The organism is Streptomyces albiflavescens, from assembly GCF_014645835.1.
Lineage (GTDB): Bacteria > Actinomycetota > Actinomycetes > Streptomycetales > Streptomycetaceae > Streptomyces > Streptomyces albiflavescens.
Genome location: NZ_BMMM01000005.1, coordinates 37255 through 54327, shown reverse-complemented (window position 1 = coordinate 54327; position 17073 = coordinate 37255). Strand labels below are relative to the sequence as shown.

The window sequence follows — 17073 nt, the reverse complement described above, 5'->3', positions numbered from 1 at the left end:
TGGCAACCCATCCATCCGCCGATCCGGGCAGCGCCCGCCACCGAGGCGGCGACGATCGCGCCTCCTCACAAGAGGGCCCATCCGCGCAGCGCGCGCGGCGGGCGAGGCGCGGCGCAACGGCGGGCCGGGGCGCGGAGCGGCAGTCGGCCCGACGCTGACCAAGGGGTGAGCGGCTAGAGAATGATGATCACGACGCTGCTGTTGAAGCGGTGATCGAAGCGGTGATCGAAGCGGTGGTCGAAGCGGTGGTCGAAGCGGTGGTCGAAGCGGTCGAAGCGGTGGTCGAAGCGGAACCCACCGTGGTCGCAGCGCCAGTCGTTGCGGTCGAAGCACCCGTTGGTGGTCACTTGAGCGTGGACGGCAGGGGCTGCTGCCGCGGCCGTGCCTGCTGCACCGATCGCAGCGCCGCCGGCCATCAGAATGCTGACTGCGGACGCAGCGACGAAACGCCTCGCGGAGTGTGCTCGCATGACGGATACACCTTCCTTCCCTCGTCTCGCGCGACTCTCGGCGGCACGAGATGGATGGCCGCAGCCCCGAGGGGGGCGGCACGGTCGTAGGCGTCGTCGGCCCGTGCATTCGAGGAGCACGTCTCGCATCCAGGATCCCCGCCACACGGGAACCAGCCGACGACAGGCTTACGCCCAGGTTGCGCACCTACTTTCAGTACGTCGGCGGAACCCTTTTGGATTGGCGCTTGGGCGGGAAAACCAGGCATCGTCGCTGCCTGTGGGCGGACCTCAGCCGATCCGTGCCACGCTGTCACCGTCGCCTGCCACGCTGTCACCGCCACATGCCACCATGACGCGCCGCAAAGGGAGGCAGGGGCGACGTCGCCCGTGAGACACCACCCGAGCCGGGCGGACCAGCTCGACGCGACGATGCCGATCGGCGGCGCGTTCGGCCTTGGCGGGCCGGGACGAGGTCGTGGCCGCGGTCCGCGGGCCGCCGAGCAGTCCGAAAGCTGGGCAGAGGCCCGTTCGTGGCCACCCAGGTGTGGGGCTACGGCGGTACGGGCTACGGCCAGTACCGCACGCGGCGGGTACTCTCACAGCCGGGCGCCGAAGCCGTCCTCACTGAGGCGGTGTCCCTGCTCCTGGATGAGGGCGCGATCGCGGTCTACGCATCGCTGAACGCGCTGGGTGGTCTCGGGCCGGCATTCCTCCGCAGCCCCGGTGATCAGCGGAAGAGGTTCAGCTTCTAACGAGTGAATCCAGCCGTTCGGTGAGTGGCGTCCGATGCGACAGCGGGAAGCCCATTGTGCATACCGGACAAGCGATGGGCAGGGAGCGTCCCGATGCCGAAATTCCTCATCCAGGCCACGTACACGCCCGAGGGCACCAAGGGGCTGCTCAAGGAAGGCGCGAGTGGCCGCCGCAGCGCCGTCGACCAAGTCGTCACCGGCCTCGGCGGCAAGGTCGAAGCCATGTACTTCGCCTTCGGAGCGGACGACATCATCCTCATCGTCGACTTTCCCGACCCGGTCTCCATGGCCGCCGTGAGCCTCACCGTCAAGGCCAGCGGCGCCCTCCACACCCGGGCCACCCCTCTTCTCACCCTCGACGAGATCGACGAGGCCGCCCGCCGGCAGGTCGCCTTCCGCGCCCCCGGCATGTAAACACGCACGTTGTGCGCGAGACGTAGCGCGATTGTCGAGGTCCGGATCGGATTACTTTCCTCGGTGATCAGCTGCCGCTTGCCAGTCCAGCTAGAGGCCCGTCAGCGCCTCACCGGAGCGAGGCGCGCGGCGCTGGTCGAGCCAGAAGACGTAGCCGCGTAGATACTGCTCCGGTCCGTCGTCGATGTAGGGCACGAAATCCAGATGGCCCTGGGCAGCGTCGTGATAGTGACCCTGAAACTGGGTGGATCCGCTGCTTCCCCATGCGGGGTGCGTGTCGGCGCCCCAGTCTGCCGCGATGGCCAGGCCCCACTCCCGGCCGAGCCCTCGGTTGGCAACGTCAATTCGGCCTGGCGTCATGCGGTACAGCGCGGGAGTACAGCAACCCCAGCAACTCCGGTCGGTTCAGGAGCTCCACACCCTCGCCCTCGCACAAGGGGCATCGAATCGCGTGCGAGCCACTCTCACCGACGACTTTCCCGACAGCCGGCAGCGTGTAGCGAACCTGAGGGTAGGGCTGCGCATCGTCATCGTCATCGCCGTCCGTCGTTTCCCAGATGCCGACCACGAGACCTGCCGTTCGTATGCCAGGTAGGCGGATGCCCTGCACGCGCCGGGCTTCGCGCGGCAAGCCCACACTCAGCGCCGCGAACAGGACGCCGAGCAACATCCCCACCACGAACTCCCCCACGCGAGAACCTTGGAACTCGGAGTGCTTCGCCGCCTGATGCTGCGCGTCATCGGGCCGCGCCGTGGCCTTGGGGTCGGCAACAACCATGCGTTGCCCAGCCTGGGGCAGAGGCTGCGGACCACTTGGCGCCGGGCCTCGTCGCTGGACCAAGACCGCACCTCAGCGAGTCACGGTCGCGAGACCCACCACAGCAATCACGACGCCCGCGATCCCGAACGCGATCCTCATGCGCTCAGGGGTCTTCCACCGGAACTTCCCGGGATCACTGACCACGTCCCACCAGCCCCACACCCACGAGGCGAGGTTGCGGTAGTTGCAGGCCACCACGATCAAGACACTCCCCGCGAGCAGTTCGAGCACTCCACGAAGAACCACGCCGTTTCCTTCACCCGCCCCGCGACCAGCGTCGCCATCGCGGCATTCTCGCAGAGGGCGCCGAACGGTGCCCGCACCTGATTCGCTCCATAGACCGCTCTGTACAGTGCGTGGCAGGGGGGCGACGTGGTTGATCAGGACTGGGACGAAGACACCCAGTATCAGCGGGCCGTGGGGCGAGCGCGGCTCATGGTGGCGGTCGCCTTGTGTTGTTCGTTGGTGGTAGCAGGGTTCGTTGTCGTCGCCGTCTTCGGCGTGGGCGTCTTCGTGGCTCTTGTGAATATCCTCAGCAAATAGCTCACGGTCGTTCACCGAGGTCAACACCCTGACAGGCCGCGAATGATCGCAGCTGCCCAAGTTGAGGACTCTGGACCAACTCAGCTCTTCGACGAAGTCTGGCAGGGACGCACCAGCAGAAGGTCCGTGGCATCCATGACTGACCTCAACGACACCGGATGAGGGTGTACCCGTGCACCCTCATCCGGTTGTCGGGGCGGCAGGCAGCCACGCATCGCGGCCCCCGGTAATCAGTAGTGACAGAGCAGGTCGACGACGACGGCTTCGGCAGGCAGGCCGTCGAGATAGTCGTTGGCCTGCGCCCAGTAGCCGTCGCTGTCCGCGTCCGTCCACACGCCGTCGAGGGTGACCAGGGCAAAGCCGGGCACGGCGCACTGGACCGACGACCGTCGAGCCTCCTCGTGCTCCTGCGCGAAGTACGCGACCGGGTCATTGAGCAGGAACGACATGTCGAAGTGCGGTTCGCCCGAGACGGCCCGCTGCGCCACGTCCTGCACCAGCGGCTGGGCCAGATGCTCTCTCTTGGCGTCTGCCAGGGAGTAGCCACCGGGATCGGACTCGTGGCGGGCGACGAAGTCGGACAGCGGGCGGGCCGGCGGATGCAGCGCGGTCAGTTCCTCCCAGGCGGCGAGCCTGGCGTCATGCTGTGTCGCCGCTCGCCGCCGCATAGCGTCGAAATCGAGCAGGCTCCGAGGTCCGCCATAGCATTCCAGCGGCCCGAGGGCATCGAGCTCGGCCTTCCTGCGGGGGACGGTGGAGGCCGTGACGAGCCTGCGGTCGCCGTCGTGCGCGGGCAGAGCGAGGTAGGGGCTCTCCGCAGCGGAGTGGATGACCCACCAGTCCCACTGGCCGACCGGGTTCCAGTCGTCGGTGAGGTTGGCGTCGTACGGCGCCATGACGGCCGCTATCGCTTCCGGAAGCTTCCGTGGCTTGGTCGACGGCAGGCACACCGTGACGAAGAACTTGCTCATACGCGGAATCGTAGAGCCGGGGTTTCGTCCGAGACCCGGCGCCCGCCAACTCGCCTCGGGATCCGATTGCCGGGGCGCACCTGGCGTCGTGTCGAATCCCTGCTGAACTCAGCACGTTTTCCAGCCGATGCGCTGGACTGGTCACGGGCCTGCGCGAATAGACGTCACGCAGACTCTGGCCCTGATCGACGGCAAACCACCCATGGCCGGTAAGCCCGGGAGGCCCCGCCGTCGGCTCATCGGCAGGATGCGGCGCCTGCGCGGTTCGCGGCGGTTGGGGTTGCCGTCGTATCCCTTGTCGCCCGGTATGTCATCCGCTGAGTAGGGCACTTCGACCTGTACGAGGTCCTCGACTCCGTCGCCTGCGGCCTCATCTGCCGGAGACCCTTCACAAGGGTCCGATCCTTATCACTCACGAGCTGCCAGGAAAGAAGGGCCTCCGTCTGCTCCGGCCCAGAGAAGTCTCCAGTGCGGTGACCGCACACTGTCCCCAGGGCGCGAGGCCGTGATCAAAAGGTGGGCGTGACTCCTGTCGGCCGCGATACGGTCCTGCCATGTCCCGATCAGCCGAGATTGGCTTCTCCCGGTCCCCCGTCACCGCGGACGACCTCGACCTTGCCGTGCAACTCGCCGTGGCAACCCTTCGCGAGGCGCCCCCGGTCGCGTGGGACGGCAAGGCCGGTTCGCTGGAATGGGACTGCTGGGAGACCGTCGAGCACCTCAGCGACGACCTCTTCGCGTACGCCGCGCAACTGGGTCCCAAAACACCGCCCTTGGACAGCGAGGTGCCGTTCGTCTGGGAGAGCCGACGCCCCGGCGGCCCGGCGAACGCCATTCACGCGAACCGTGAGGCGGGGCCCGCCGGCCTGTTGCAGGTGCTGGAGGCCAGCGGCGCACTGCTGGTCGCCATGGTGCGCACGACGCCCCCGCAGACCCGCGCCCACCACGCCTTCGGCATATCCGATCCCGAGGGCTTCGCCGCGATGGGAATCGTGGAGACCCTGGTACACACGCACGACCTGGCGCAAGGGCTGGGGCTCGCCTGGAGCCCACCCGCCGATCTGTGCGCGCGCGTGCTCGCCCGGCTGTTTCCGGACGCACCGGAATCCACGGATTCCTGGCCCACCCTGCTGTGGACCACCGGTCGAACCGAACTGCCCGGACGCCCTCGTCTCACCACATGGCGCTGGCACGGAACACCCCGAACCCAGCACTAGATCTGCGGGACGTCCTTGACGAACACGATCCCGTCGTTTCCGGCCAGGTGTGCCGGGTCGAGCGGGGAGTAGCCGAAATACGGGGACACGCGGGGCGCGGGCCGCGTTTCGCCAAGGGCGGTGGCCAGCCGCGGGGCGTCGATGACGCAGCGGTCCTCCGGGAGCGCGTACAGGAGCCCTTCGACGGTGTCCGGGGGCGGGATGTCCACTCCCTGGTGCCGGATCGTGCCGAGGGCCGTGGCCACGAAGGCGTACTCTTCGCCGAGCTGGGCGCTCACCAGCGCACCGGCGCTCCACCACTCCACCGGCCCCTCCCACATCTGCATCGTGCTCTTCTCCCGCTGGAGATGGGAGTTGTGGGCGTGGATGAGTGCCGGGCCCCGAGCCGCGACGGCAAGGAGGTTGTGAGCCATCATCACATCCCGCAGCGCGCACAGCCGCGTCATGCGGGCCGGTGAGGTGTCGGCCATCCAGTAGTGGTAGCGCAGCAGGCCGGTCGCGGTGCGCCCGTACAGGCGCACCCGGTCCCAGTCGTCCCGCGGGGTCTCCGCGAGCAGGTGCGGCGTCTGTGCGTCGAGCAGCGCCACCAGATCGTCGGCGAGCAGCCGCAACTCCCCGGCCTCGGCCGACTGCCCCACGGACTGGGCCGGGTCCATCATTGCGGCGGGATTGGTCCACCGGTCGTCGGTGCCAAGCAGGCGGTCGAGCGATTCCCCGGTGCAGGGGAGCAGGTCCGTGTCCACCTGGGCCGCGAGGTAGCTGTGGAGTGCGGTGAGGGCCTGCCGGGGGCTCGCGGCGCCGGTGATCTCCAGCGGGCCGTCGAAACCGGCGAAGCGGAGCCGCTCGGACGCGGGCCGGCCTTCGTTGTAGGCCCGCATCCAGCGCACGAGCTCGCGGTTGGCCGCGGAGGTGCCCCAGCCGTGGCTGAACCCTTGCTGCATGACCTCGTCGAGGGTGCCCACGCCCGAGGTGACGTGGTCGTCCACGACGAGGCCCATCATGCAGTCGCTCTCGATCGCGATCGTCCGGTAGCCCTCCTGCTCGACGAGCTGCCGGAAGAGCTCGTTGCGCAGGTCGAGCAGAGTGTCCTCGCCGTGGGTGGGTTCGCCCAGGGCCAGCAGCCGGGGCCGGGCCCGGAGCAGCCTCATGACGGCGGCAGCCTCGACTGCATGGGCGGTGTCCGTGATGTCAGTAGCCATACATTCAACGGTATCGTTGAACCTACGGTTGAAACTTTTCCGCGATATCGCCGCGATATCGTCAGTTCCATGCGGCGAAACCTTCAAAACGGCGAGCGACTCAGGCCGATTGATCTGGCGCGCGGGCACGGTCTGTCCACGCAGGCGATCAGGAACTACGAGGAGGCCGGCATCCTTCCGGCCGCCGGTCGCACACCCCACGGCTACCGCACCTATACCTCGCTGCACGAGGGGGCCCTGCGCGCGTTTCTTGCCCTGGTCCCCGGCCACGGCCACCAGACGGCGACGTCGATCATGCGGGCCGTGAACCAGGGCGCGGTCGATGAGGTGTTCCGCCTCATCGACGAGAGCCACGCCCAGCTCCTCGAGGACCGGCGGACCCTCCAGGCCGTGGAGAGCGCACTCCGCGACCTGGACCCCACCACGGCGCCCGAGCCAGCCGCGGTGTCCGGTCCCGGCGGCACGTTCATCGGGCCGCTGGCAGGGAAGCTCGGCATCCGGCCCGCGACGCTGCGCAAATGGGAGCGCGCCGGGCTGGTGAGCCCGCGCCGCGACCCGCAGACCGGGTACCGCGTCTACGACGAGGCCGACGTACGGGACGCCCGGCTGGCCCACCAGCTCAGGCGGGGCGGCTACCTGCTGGAGCAGATCGCCCCGCTGATCGCCCAGGTGCGGGCGGCCGGCGGGCTGGAGCCGCTGGAGGCCGCACTGTTCGACTGGCACGGTCGGCTGTCCGCCCGCGGGCGGGCGATGCTGACCGGGGCCGCAGAGCTGGAGGCGTACCTCCGCGAGCGCGGATGAGATTTCGGCCGTCAGCCGAAGAGAGACTCTCATGACAGACACACCTGGGCGCGCGATGGGCACCAGATGTGTGACGCGCACCGGCTATCAGTGCAGGTCACAGCGTATGCGGGTCACCTGCCGGGATCCAGCCGGAGGGCGAGGTCGTGGGCGCTGGCGCTGGTGAGGTCCCCGACGAAGGCCCCGACGATTTCGAGACGGCCGCCGGTGATCGAGGAGGTCACGAAGGGGTTGCCCCAGAGCTTGCCGTCGATGACGATGGCGAACCCGTTGCGCGGGGACGGGGCCGCGGCGATGGAGCCGGTGAGGGTGGCGAAACGGGTCCGGTCGGCGGGGCTGAGGGTCACCTCGACCTGCCAGGTACCGTCGATGGTGCTCTTCTCAGCCTTCGCGGAGGTGACACGGACGTCGGTCATGCCCCTGGCCCGGTCGGCGTGGACGCAGAACGCCGGGTGGGTCGCGCTCGCGTGCACGGTGTAGCCGCCGCCACCACGGGTGCAGGCGTGCTCCGTGGACGAGGTGACCGGCAGGATGGAGATCAGGGCCGCCTTCTCGGTGTTCCCAGCTCCCCCCGCGGCGGGCTGAACTACGTGCGCGTGCTGGGTCGCGCCGTCCGCGATGGCCACCCAGGCGGTGGCGACCACCGCGGCGGCGGCGATGCCGACCCCGGCGCGGGCCAGCCGCTGCCGCCGCCGGGCGACCTGCAACGCGCCGTCGGCCAGTCCGACCAGATAGGGAGCGGCGGCATGACCGCCGTTCTCCCGGACATGGGCGTGCAAGGCATCGTGCAGCAACGTTTCGTGCAGCGGGTGTTCGGTCGAGTCGTTCATGCGATGACGCCCCTTCCGGAGGCAGTGGAGGAGGAGGCGGCCGACGGCCCTGGCTCGGCCAAGGAGTTGCGGAGGGAGGCGAGGGCCTTGTGGGTCTGGCTGCGGACCGTCCCCTGGGCGACACCCAGAATCGCGGCGATCTCGGTGTCCGGCCGGTCCTCGAAGTAGCGCAGCACGATCACCGCGCGCTGGCGCTTGGGCAGCCGTCGCAGCGCGGCCATGATGTCCTGCCGCTGGACCACGGTGTCGGCCCAGTCGGCGCCCTGCGCGGACGGCTGGTCCGGCAGGGTGTCGGTGACCATCTCCCGTCCCCAGCTGAGCAGTCGGAAACGGTCCACCTGGGCGTGGTAGATCGCCCGGCGCACATAGATCTCCGGCTGCTGCCGGTCGCGCAGCTGCGACCAACGCCGAGCGGTGGAGGCAAGCGCGGTCTGGAGCAGGTCGCGACCCTGCTCCCAGTCCCCGGTCAGCAGGTAGGCCGTGTGCAGCAGCGATCTCGACCGCGCCGCCACGAACTCGCGGAACTCGCGTTCCTCGTCGGCATTCAATGTGCCCTCCCTCGTTCCCCCGTAAAGACGGGTACGGAAGAGGGTTCGACTGCCCTGCCGGTCAGACTTTCTCGATCACGACGCTGCCAGGCTCCTCGCGCGGAGCCTCGTGGCGGTTCATGCGGTCTGGTCCTGTCGCTCGACCGGGAGGGCCGACCGCCCGACCTCCCCGCTCCGCCCCTGCCACACCTCGCCGGCCGACAGGCCACCCGCCAGCCGGGTCAACGATGCCGGCCACCACGCTTGGAGGGCAGGGGGCGGTCACCACCGTTCGTTCGGGGCGCAGGGCGGTCGCCACCGCTCATTCGGGGCCGGCGGCGCTGCCAGAGGCGGATCACGAGGTGGGTGCCGACAGCAGCCGGGACGAGGACACCGGCGATCCATGTCGTGCGCAGCCGGATGTCGGTCCAGGAGAGTGCTGTTTCCCACCCGTGAGGCAGGCCCATGAGAACCATCGAGGTCAGGAGCGAGAGGGCAGCCGACCACACCACGGCGGCAGCCAGGTAGGCGATCCATCCGGGGACGCGGCCCTCACGTCTCATCAGCAACCGGAAGGCGAGAGCGAACGCTGGTCTCACGGAACACGCGGCGGACTACGACGCGTTGTGCTGTGTGTTGCTGTCCCCGACCGGCATCCCCTGGGCGCCGCGGGCGTCCATGATGATGTGCCCCGTGCGGCGCTCCGCGCGGAGCACGGAGCGGGCCGCCGCGAGGATCTCCTCGTCCGTCTCCACCCCGGAACCGGTCAGCACCTGGAGCAGCCGAGTCCGCCACACGTCGGGGTCCGTCTCGTACGCGTCCAGCACCCGTACGCCGTAACCGCCGCCCCCACTGTTGCCGCCACCCCCGGCCAGCCTCCGGCGGACCGCCTCTCTCAGCCCGGCGTAGAGGTCGTGGACGGTTCCGCGCGCGGAGTCCGTGAGTCCGGCCGCCGCCCCTGAGGCAAACGCGGTGGCCACCAACTCCACTTCGGTCACTGGGACTCCCTTCAGTTGTGCGGGTTGTGCAATCTCGTGTCCGTCACCATGGCCGGAGGTGCTGCAATGCTGATGAAATTCCGATGATGTACGGGAACGGAGGCTTCGCGGTGGACGGGGGAACTCCTCAGGGGCTTCGGATCGAGTTACTCGGACCGCTCCGGGCCTGGCGTGGCGGAACGCCGCTGGACCTGGGGCCGGTTCGGCGACAGGCCGTATTCGCCGCGCTGGTGCTGCGCGCGGACACTCAGGTGAGCCATGAGCAGTTGCTCGACGACCTGTGGGACGGACAGCTGCCGGCATCGGGTCACAAGGTCCTGCCGAGCCACATTCATCCCCTGCGCAAGGCACTTGACGTGGCGAGTGCCGGGCCGACGGAGTCGGTGATCCGCAGCGGCAAGGGCTGGTACCGCTTCGTCGGCCACAGGGTCCGGCTCGATGCGACCGAACTGGACGAACGGGCCGCCGAGGCACGGCACGCGAAGGTGTCCGGCGACGTGACCACCGCGATGGACCGGTTCTCCGAGGCGCTCGCCCTGTTTCGTGGCGAGCCCCTGGCCGGCCTGCCGGGACGCCGCGCACAGGCGGAGCGGCAGCGGCTGCTGGAGCGCAGGCTCTCGCTGCGGTTGGAAAGGCTCGAGTGTCTGGTTCTGCTCGGCCGGTCGGCCGACACGCTGGACGAGCTCGCCGAGCTGTCCGCGTCCGATCCCCTCAACGAGTCGGTGCTGGCACTGCGTATGCGCGCCCTGTACGCCGGCGGACGCCAGGCAGAAGCCCTGAACTCCTATCAGGACATGCGGGAGCGCCTGTGTGACGAACTCGGCGTCGATCCCGGTGAAGAACTCCGCCAGACGTACGACGCGGTGTTGCACCAGGACGACGAACGCCTCCTTGGTCCGGCCTGGGCCACGGCTCGCTCCGCCGCGTCTCCCGCCCAGCCCCCTCCCCGTCGCGCGGTCAATGACCTGCCGGGAGACGCCGGCCACCTGATCGGTCGGGGGGCCGAGCTGGCGCAGCTGATCGCGCCTTCCGCACCCGGATCCGTGTCGATCGTGACAGTGGACGGCACGGCCGGAGTCGGCAAGACCGCGCTGGTCGTGCGCGCGGCCCGTGAGCTCAGCGCGCAGTACCCGGACGGCTGCCTGTTCGTGGACCTGCGCGCGCACAGCACGCAGCGGCGGCAATCGCCGGAGCAGGCGCTGCAGCGCCTGCTCCGGTCACTCGGCGCGGCCACAGGTGAATTGCCGAGCGACCTCGATGAACTCACCGCCGCCTGGCGCGCGGCAACCAGCCCGCTACGGCTGCTCCTCGTGCTGGACGACGCCCTGGACGCCGACCAGATACGACCGTTGCTGCCCGCGGGAGCGGGAAGCAGGGTGCTCGTGGCCGGCCGACGACGACTGGCCGAACTGGACGCCGACCGACGGATCACCCTGGAACCCCTGGCGAGCGACGATGCGGTGTCCCTGCTCAGGCACATCATCGGAGAGGACCGCGCGGGCAAGGAGCCGGAGGCTACGCATCAGCTGGCCGGGCTGTGCGACGGGCTGCCGCTGGCACTGCGCATCGCCGGGTCGCGGCTGCAGAACCGAAGTACCTGGACGGTGGAGTACCTGGTGGACCGCATGGCGGGCGATGAGCACCGGCTCGGCGAACTGAGCGTCGGTGATCGCAGCGTGGAGGCGGCCTTCCGCCTGTCGTACGACCAGCTCGCTCCCGAACAGCAGCGCGGTTTCCGCGCCCTGGGCCTGGCACCGACTGTCGAGTTCGACGTGCTGACGCCGGCGACCATGCTCGGCCGGCCGCCGTACGACACCGAGCAGATACTGGAGAGCCTGGTCGACACGAGTCTGGTGCAAGAGCCGCGTCCGGGCCGTTTCCGGTTGCACGACCTGGTCCGCGTGCACGCACGACGCATCGCGGAAGCCGCGACCGCCGAAGCCGTCGCCGCACGCACGGCCGCGCTCCGTCTCTACCTGGACGCGGCGCGGATCACCAGTGACTGGGGCCCCGTCGGGTTCCCCACCGGACCCCAACCCGCCGAAGCGCCCTTCGAGGACTGGCAGGACGCGGAGAGCTGGCTGGACGCGGCGGGAAACGAGCTCGTCGACGTCGTCGGGTACGCCGCGGCCATCGGCGAAGCCGACTACGCCTGCTGGATTGCCGAGGCACTGTGTGACTACTTCGTACGGCAGGGCCGCTACCACGAGTCCCAGATGGCCCTGGAAATCGCACTCGCGCATGTGGACGAGGCCACCGACCGGCGGATGGCCGCCGCATTGCGGAACTGCCTGGGCTACACCGGCATACTCCAACGCCGGTACAGGCAGGCCCGCAGCTTCCTCACCGAGGCACTGGACCTCAATCGGAGCCGCCGCGACCCGGGCGAAGAGGCCCGGGCTCTGACCGGGCTGGGGGCCCTCGCCCTGAGTGTGGGCGAGGGCGACCGGGCCATTTCCCATCTCACCGCGGCGGTGGACCTGTCCCGGCGGCTGCATGACGACTGGCTCGCCTGGACGGGCTGCGTCACCCTCGGCCTCGCTCACTATTACGGGGGGCGGAACGAGGAGGCGCTGGCCTGCTTCGCCGACGCCCGTACCCACGCCGAGACGCGCGGCAGACCCCGCATGCTCGGCAGGGTCCTGAGCTGCGCCGCCGACGTCCACCTCCGCCTCGGCGCCCACGGTGAGGCCGAGAGTCTGCTGCGCCAAGCGGTCCAACTCGCCCAACAGGTCGGGGACATCTTCCTGTGCGCGCGCAGCCTGACCCGGCTCGGCACGGCAGAACAAGGCGAGGGAAATGCGACCGCGGCCCTAGCCCTCCATCACCAGGCCCTTCTTCAGCACCAGTTGCTGAACCCGCTCACCGACCCCAGCTACGACTGGCTGGAAATGGACATCCGTAGCCGCCTGGGCCGCGCCTACTTGGCGGCAGGCCGCCTCCGCGATGCGAGCGAGCAGTTCCAGGCCGTGCTCGACGTGCACAGCGCCCGTGCGCACCGCGCTGACCGTGCTCTTGGCGACTGGGGCTTTCACCCGTGATCGGGGCCTTCACCCGTGATCGAGGACAGGCTCTCGCACGCCGCGTCGGCCGCGCCGCCGCCGACCGCGCCCCTGTGACAGTGCGTACTCTTGGCTTCTCCCCCTGGTCGACGAGGTGGATTCTCACGGCTCGCGGTGCCGCAGGCGGAACACCGACCCGGCGGATGAACGCGCACCCGAAACCGGGTGCCACCGGATGAGCAGGCTCGTACGGAGTGGACGTAACAAAGGGCATGCCGACATTCATGGCCAGCAGGCACGGGGACCGCGTGCCGGTGAGCAGCGGGGAGCCGTCGAGGCGATTCGAGTGGCTTCGGCGGCACCGGCGGTGGGTGTTCGTGGTGGCCGTGGTCGCGCTGCTGGCCGCGATGGCGGTCGCGATGGTCACGACGGCCGTCGAGCAGACGCCGACGATCGACGAACCCGTGTACGTGGGCACGGCGGTGGTGTACGTGCAGGAGCACAGTCTGCGCTACAACCCCGAGCATCCACCGCTGGGCAAGCTGATCATCGGGAGCGGGCTGGTGTTCGCCCACCCGCATCTGGACGCCGGCTTCACGGGTGATCAGACGGCGCTCGGGCGGCGGCTGCTGTACGAGTCGGGCAACGATCCGGGGCGGGTGATGCTGTGGGCGCGGCTGCCGGTGATCGTGCTGACGCTGCTGTTCGGCCTGGTCGTGCTCGCCTTCGCGCGTGAACTCGTGGGCTCCGCGGGTGGGGTGGTGGCGCTCGCCCTGTACGCGTTCTCGCCCGACGTCATCGCGCACGGCTCGCTGGCCACACTCGATGTACCGGCGTCCGGCTTCCTCTTGACGTCGGTGTGGTTGCTGTGGCGGGCGCGGCGGCGTCCGCTCCTGCATCTGCCGCTGGCCGGCGCGGCGCTGGGCGGGGCGGTGGCCACGAAGATGAGCACGCTGCCGGCCGTTCCGGTGCTGCTGCTCCTGGCGGTGGTGTCCGTGTGGCACGGGCGCGACCTCAGCCTGGTCAGGAAGATTCGGCTCGGCGCGGCGGCCGCTGCCGGTGTGGCGTTGGTGGCCGTCGCCGTCGTGTGGGCGACGTACCTTGCCGTCGACCCGCGGCTGCGCTGGACGGCGCCCGCGCATCTCCCGGCCGTCCACGGGCTGCGCGGGCTGCTCATCGACTGGCTGCCCTTCCCGCAGCCGTACCGGGACGGGATGCGCGTCCAGTTCGGCTTCGAGAACGCGACGTGGGAAGGCTTTCTCTTCGGTCGGCTCTACCGCGGTTCGCTCTGGTACTACCTGCCGGCCGCACTGGTGGTGAAGACGCCGCTGGGCATGCTGGCGTTGTGGCTCGCCGGTGCCGTCGCGATGGTGGCCGTCCCTCGGTTGCGGGCGGCGGCCCCGTACGTTCTGATCCCCCCTGCCGTGCTGTTGGCCGCGGCGATGCACGGCTCCCGTGACCTCGGCGTGCGCTACGCCCTGTTCGTACCGGTGTTCCTCGCGGTCGCGGCGGCCGGTGTCATCGCCTTCCGACGGCGGTGGGCGCACGTCGTCATGGCGGCCCTGGTCCTGTTCGTCGCCGTGAGTTCGCTGCTCACCTACCCGTTCTACCTGCCGTACTCCAACGAGGCGTTCGGCGGCCCTGCGCGGACCCATCTGCGTCTGCACGACTCGAACGTCGACTGGGGACAGGACCTGGGCCGCCTCGCCGACCGGCTCGACCGGCGGTACCCGCACGAGAAGGTCTGGCTCGTCTACAAGGGCGCCGGTGTTCCGTCGTACTACGGCGTCGACGCGGCCGATCCGCGCAAGGAGCCGGCGAGCGAGGTGCACGGGTTGCTCGTCGTGTCCGACACCTCGGTCGCCAAGGCCGACGACCGGTTGGCGGCGCTGCTCGCCACCAGCACGCCCATCGACGAGGTCGGCCACTCGATCACGATCTACCGTCGGCCTTGAGCAGGTCCAGCACCCGCTCCCAGTGGAACGCCGAGCGGCCGCCGTCCTGTTGCGGCTCCCCGGAGTACGGATCACCGAACCGGACGCCCATCCCGCGCAGCCGCTCGACACTCGCGCGATAGGCGGGGTGGGCCGCCAATGCCTCGTTCACGCACGGCAGTACGGCGATCGGGACGCCCAGCCCGTGGGCCTCGCACAGGGTTCCCAGGGCCAGGGTGTCGGATATGCCGGCCGCCCACTTGTTGACGGTGTTGAAGGTGGCCGGTGCGACGGCCACCGCGTCCGGGGCCGGGAAGGGGCGCGGGTCGCCGGGGGACCGCCAGGCGGACCGGATCGGGTGGCCGGTCTGCGCCTCGACGGCCGTCGCGTCGATGAAGCCGAGGCCCTGGGGGGTGGCGATGACGCCGACCTCCCAGTCCCGCTCCTGGGCCGCGGTGATCAGTTTGCTGATGTCCTCGGCGATGCCCGCCGCGCAGACGACGACGTAGAGGAAGGGCTTTTCGGCGTGTTCACTCACCCGGGAACCCTAATGAACACACGGGACTTGTGCTGAGTGCGGGGCTTCTACCGCACCGGGAACGTGTCTCCGCACTCCGACTCCGGGCGCGGGCCGAGGATCCGGCGCTCCACGGTCGGGGGCGAGCGGATCACGGCGTACGAAGTGATCGCCGACCCCGTGCGCCTGCGCCGGCTCGACCTCGCTGTCCTGGACAAGTGACCTTGAGGCCTCGCGGGACCTTCAGGCCGCCCGGCCCCACACGGTTTTCAGACCCCGCTGGGCTGTCAGGCCCCGCACCGTTGTCAGGCCCCGCTCGGCCTTCAGGCCCCGCTCGACCTTCAGGCCTCGGAAACGGTGATGGCGCCGACCGGGCAGGCCCGGGCCGCCTCCCGCACCATCGGGTCGCCGCCGCCGTCCTCGCGGCCCGGCAGCAGCTCGCTGAATCCGTCGTCGTCCTGGGTGAAGACGCCCGGAGCGGTAAGGGCGCACTGGCCCGCGCCGATGCAGACGTCCTTGTCGATGGAGATGTGGATGCTCATGTCAGCAGCCTCTTACCAGGTCACAGGAAGTTCCAGCATTCCCTGGATCGTGTCTCCGGGTTTGAAGGGGATGTCGTCGACCGGTGCGGCGAGACGCAGCCCGGGGAACCGGTCGAAGAGCGACAGCAGCGCGATCTCCATCTCGGCCCGGGCGAGGTTCTGCCCGAGGCACTGGTGGATGCCGAAGCCGAACGCGATGTGCTGGCGGGCCGAGCGGTGCCAGTCCAGGGCGTCCGGTTCGGGGAAGGTGTGCCCGTCGCGGTTGATGACGGAGGTCGAGAAGATCACTCCCTCGTCGGCGTGGATCGTCTTCCCGGCCACCTCGATGTCCTCGGTGGCGACCCGCAGCAGCCCGTCCGCGATGGAGAGGAAGCGCAGCAGCTCCTCGACGGCGGCGGGCATCAGCGTCGGCTCGGCACGTAGCTCGGCCAGCTGTTCCGGGTGCCTCAGCAGGGTGAACGTGCCGAGCGAGATCATGTTCGCCGTCGTCTCGTGCCCGGCGACGAGCAGGATCGTGGCCAGCGAGATCAGTTCCTCCCGATCCACCGTGCCCTCGCGCAGCTGATCGTGGATGAGCTCGTCGAGGAGCCCGTTGCCCGGCTCGCGCTGCCTGCGTTCGATCAACGCGTCGAAGTACGCGTCCAGCTCGTCGCGCGCGTTCTCGATGTCGGCCGCTGTGGGGCCGCGCAGCAGTTTGCGGGACTTCTCCTCGAAGAAGTCGTGGTCGGCGTACGGGACACCGAGCAGGGCGCAGATCACCATGGAGGGCACGGGCAGCGCGAAGGCGTCCACCAGGTCTGCCGGCGGGCCGTGCTCCGCCATCCGGTCGAGGAGCCGGTCGACGGTCTCCTGGATGCGCGGGCGCAGGGTGGCGACTCGCTTGACGGTGAAGCTCGGGACCAGCATCCGGCGTTGGGTGTGGTGCTCGGGGTCGTCGAGTCCCAGCAGCGCAACGCGGCGGTTGCGGACCGCCGCGAACCGCTCCGTGGGCGCCGGGAAGGCGGGCAGGGTGCGGTCCGACGAGAGTCGCGGGTCGGCGAGGAGTTCGCGGGCGGTGGCGTGACCGGTGACCACCCACACGGCGCGCCCGTCGAACAGGGAGATCCGCGAGAGCGGGCGCGCCTCGCGCAGGGGGTCATACGCGGTGGGCGGGTGGTAGGGACACGTACGGTCCTGGGGGAAGGCAATCGGTTCCGTGGTGGGGGGTTCAGTCGTGAGGGGCTCTGTCATGGTGACCTCGCAAGCGCTGGTTCCCTCTTGCCGATCTTCATTAGATGCCCCAGGCACCTACGCGGCCACATAAATGTCGGCCAGATGCGCCGGACGCGCGATCTGGCCGAAGCGTGGGGGGACCGCCGCCGAGTTCCTCGGGTTTCCCATGCGTGTCGTCGCCCTGGTGGCGCACGCATGGCTTGATTTCCTCAAGGGTAACTCCCCGGTAATTCGCTTGCGTGGGCAAATCCCGTGGCACCAGGATCTGACCATGTCCACGATCGATGCCTTCCTGCCGCTGACTTCCGCCGCCGCTCGTCCGGTGCGGGTCCAGCAGCAGCC

Annotated in this window: 19 protein-coding genes; 7 read left to right on the top strand and 12 right to left on the bottom strand. The window is 69.6% G+C overall.

Annotated features, from left to right (window positions below; all coding sequences use genetic code 11):
• Positions 1-173: 173 nt before the first annotated feature.
• On the bottom strand, positions 174-347 hold the full coding sequence (locus tag IEY95_RS48960; RefSeq protein WP_229702970.1) for a hypothetical protein: 174 nt from the start codon (positions 345-347) through the stop codon (positions 174-176).
• 635 nt (positions 348-982) lie between these two features.
• Between IEY95_RS48960 and IEY95_RS15245 the strand changes: the two genes are divergently transcribed.
• Positions 983-1204 (top strand): 8-oxoguanine DNA glycosylase OGG fold protein, encoded by a 222-nt coding sequence (locus IEY95_RS15245; protein WP_189186575.1) that lies wholly within the window; start codon positions 983-985, stop codon positions 1202-1204.
• A 93-nt stretch (positions 1205-1297) separates the two neighbouring features.
• Positions 1298-1618: a GYD domain-containing protein gene (locus IEY95_RS15240; RefSeq protein ID WP_189186574.1), complete on the top strand. Its 321-nt coding sequence runs from the start codon at positions 1298-1300 to the stop codon at positions 1616-1618.
• A 340-nt stretch (positions 1619-1958) separates the two neighbouring features.
• On the opposite strand, the gene IEY95_RS15235 is transcribed toward IEY95_RS15240, so the two are convergent.
• From IEY95_RS15235 to IEY95_RS15225, 3 genes are all read right to left on the bottom strand, one after another.
• Positions 1959-2396, bottom strand: a complete 438-nt coding sequence (locus IEY95_RS15235) for a hypothetical protein (RefSeq protein ID WP_189186573.1) — start codon at positions 2394-2396, stop codon at positions 1959-1961.
• Between the two features lie 72 nt (positions 2397-2468).
• Entirely contained in the window at positions 2469-2684 is a 216-nt protein-coding gene (locus tag IEY95_RS15230; RefSeq protein WP_229702968.1) for a hypothetical protein, read from the bottom strand.
• Positions 2685-3211: 527 nt separating this feature from the next.
• On the bottom strand, positions 3212-3952 hold the full coding sequence (locus tag IEY95_RS15225; RefSeq protein ID WP_189186572.1) for a hypothetical protein: 741 nt from the start codon (positions 3950-3952) through the stop codon (positions 3212-3214).
• 554 nt (positions 3953-4506) lie between these two features.
• Between IEY95_RS15225 and IEY95_RS15220 the strand changes: the two genes are divergently transcribed.
• Entirely contained in the window at positions 4507-5169 is a 663-nt protein-coding gene (locus tag IEY95_RS15220) for a hypothetical protein (protein ID WP_189186571.1), read from the top strand.
• Here the strand turns inward: IEY95_RS15220 and IEY95_RS15215 are convergent.
• Entirely contained in the window at positions 5166-6368 is a 1203-nt protein-coding gene (locus tag IEY95_RS15215; RefSeq protein WP_189186570.1) for an erythromycin esterase family protein, read from the bottom strand. The genes IEY95_RS15220 and IEY95_RS15215 overlap by 4 nt on opposite strands.
• A 69-nt stretch (positions 6369-6437) precedes the next feature.
• On the opposite strand from IEY95_RS15215, the gene IEY95_RS15210 reads away from it, so the two are divergent.
• Positions 6438-7169: a TioE family transcriptional regulator gene (locus tag IEY95_RS15210; RefSeq protein ID WP_189186569.1), complete on the top strand. Its 732-nt coding sequence runs from the start codon at positions 6438-6440 to the stop codon at positions 7167-7169.
• A 113-nt stretch (positions 7170-7282) separates the two neighbouring features.
• Here the strand turns inward: IEY95_RS15210 and IEY95_RS15205 are convergent, their stop codons facing one another.
• The 4 genes from IEY95_RS15205 to IEY95_RS15190 form a co-directional block, all read right to left on the bottom strand.
• A complete protein-coding gene (locus IEY95_RS15205) occupies positions 7283-7999 on the bottom strand; it encodes a SecDF P1 head subdomain-containing protein (protein ID WP_189186568.1) in 717 nt (238 codons plus the stop codon).
• A complete protein-coding gene (locus IEY95_RS15200) occupies positions 7996-8547 on the bottom strand; it encodes a SigE family RNA polymerase sigma factor (RefSeq protein WP_189186567.1) in 552 nt (183 codons plus the stop codon). Before IEY95_RS15200 ends, IEY95_RS15205 begins: the two co-directional genes overlap by 4 nt.
• 221 nt (positions 8548-8768) lie before the next feature.
• Positions 8769-9089: a hypothetical protein gene (locus tag IEY95_RS15195; protein ID WP_189186566.1), complete on the bottom strand. Its 321-nt coding sequence runs from the start codon at positions 9087-9089 to the stop codon at positions 8769-8771.
• Positions 9090-9140: 51 nt separating this feature from the next.
• Entirely contained in the window at positions 9141-9524 is a 384-nt protein-coding gene (locus IEY95_RS15190) for a hypothetical protein (protein ID WP_189186565.1), read from the bottom strand.
• 83 nt (positions 9525-9607) lie between these two features.
• Between IEY95_RS15190 and IEY95_RS15185 the strand changes: the two genes are divergently transcribed.
• A complete protein-coding gene (locus tag IEY95_RS15185) occupies positions 9608-12565 on the top strand; it encodes an AfsR/SARP family transcriptional regulator (RefSeq protein ID WP_229702967.1) in 2958 nt (985 codons plus the stop codon).
• A 245-nt stretch (positions 12566-12810) separates the two neighbouring features.
• Positions 12811-14481 carry a phospholipid carrier-dependent glycosyltransferase gene (locus tag IEY95_RS15180; RefSeq protein ID WP_189186564.1) on the top strand — a complete coding sequence of 557 codons (1671 nt, stop codon included), beginning with the start codon at positions 12811-12813 and terminating at the stop codon, positions 14479-14481.
• Here the strand turns inward: IEY95_RS15180 and IEY95_RS15175 are convergent.
• The gene (locus IEY95_RS15175; protein ID WP_189186563.1) at positions 14459-14998 is read right to left on the bottom strand and encodes a flavoprotein; all 540 of its coding nucleotides are present in this window, start codon (positions 14996-14998) and stop codon (positions 14459-14461) included. The two genes, IEY95_RS15180 and IEY95_RS15175, sit on opposite strands and share 23 nt — an antisense overlap.
• 63 nt (positions 14999-15061) lie before the next feature.
• On the opposite strand from IEY95_RS15175, the gene IEY95_RS15170 reads away from it, so the two are divergent.
• Entirely contained in the window at positions 15062-15199 is a 138-nt protein-coding gene (locus IEY95_RS15170) for a hypothetical protein (protein WP_189186965.1), read from the top strand.
• Positions 15200-15318: 119 nt separating this feature from the next.
• Here IEY95_RS15170 and IEY95_RS15165 read toward each other — a convergent pair whose 3' ends face one another.
• Complete coding sequence (locus IEY95_RS15165) at positions 15319-15513, bottom strand: ferredoxin (RefSeq protein ID WP_189186921.1); 195 nt, start codon at positions 15511-15513, stop codon at positions 15319-15321.
• An 18-nt stretch (positions 15514-15531) separates the two neighbouring features.
• The gene (locus tag IEY95_RS15160) at positions 15532-16749 is read right to left on the bottom strand and encodes a cytochrome P450 (protein ID WP_189186562.1); all 1218 of its coding nucleotides are present in this window, start codon (positions 16747-16749) and stop codon (positions 15532-15534) included.
• Positions 16750-17073 lie beyond the last annotated feature (324 nt).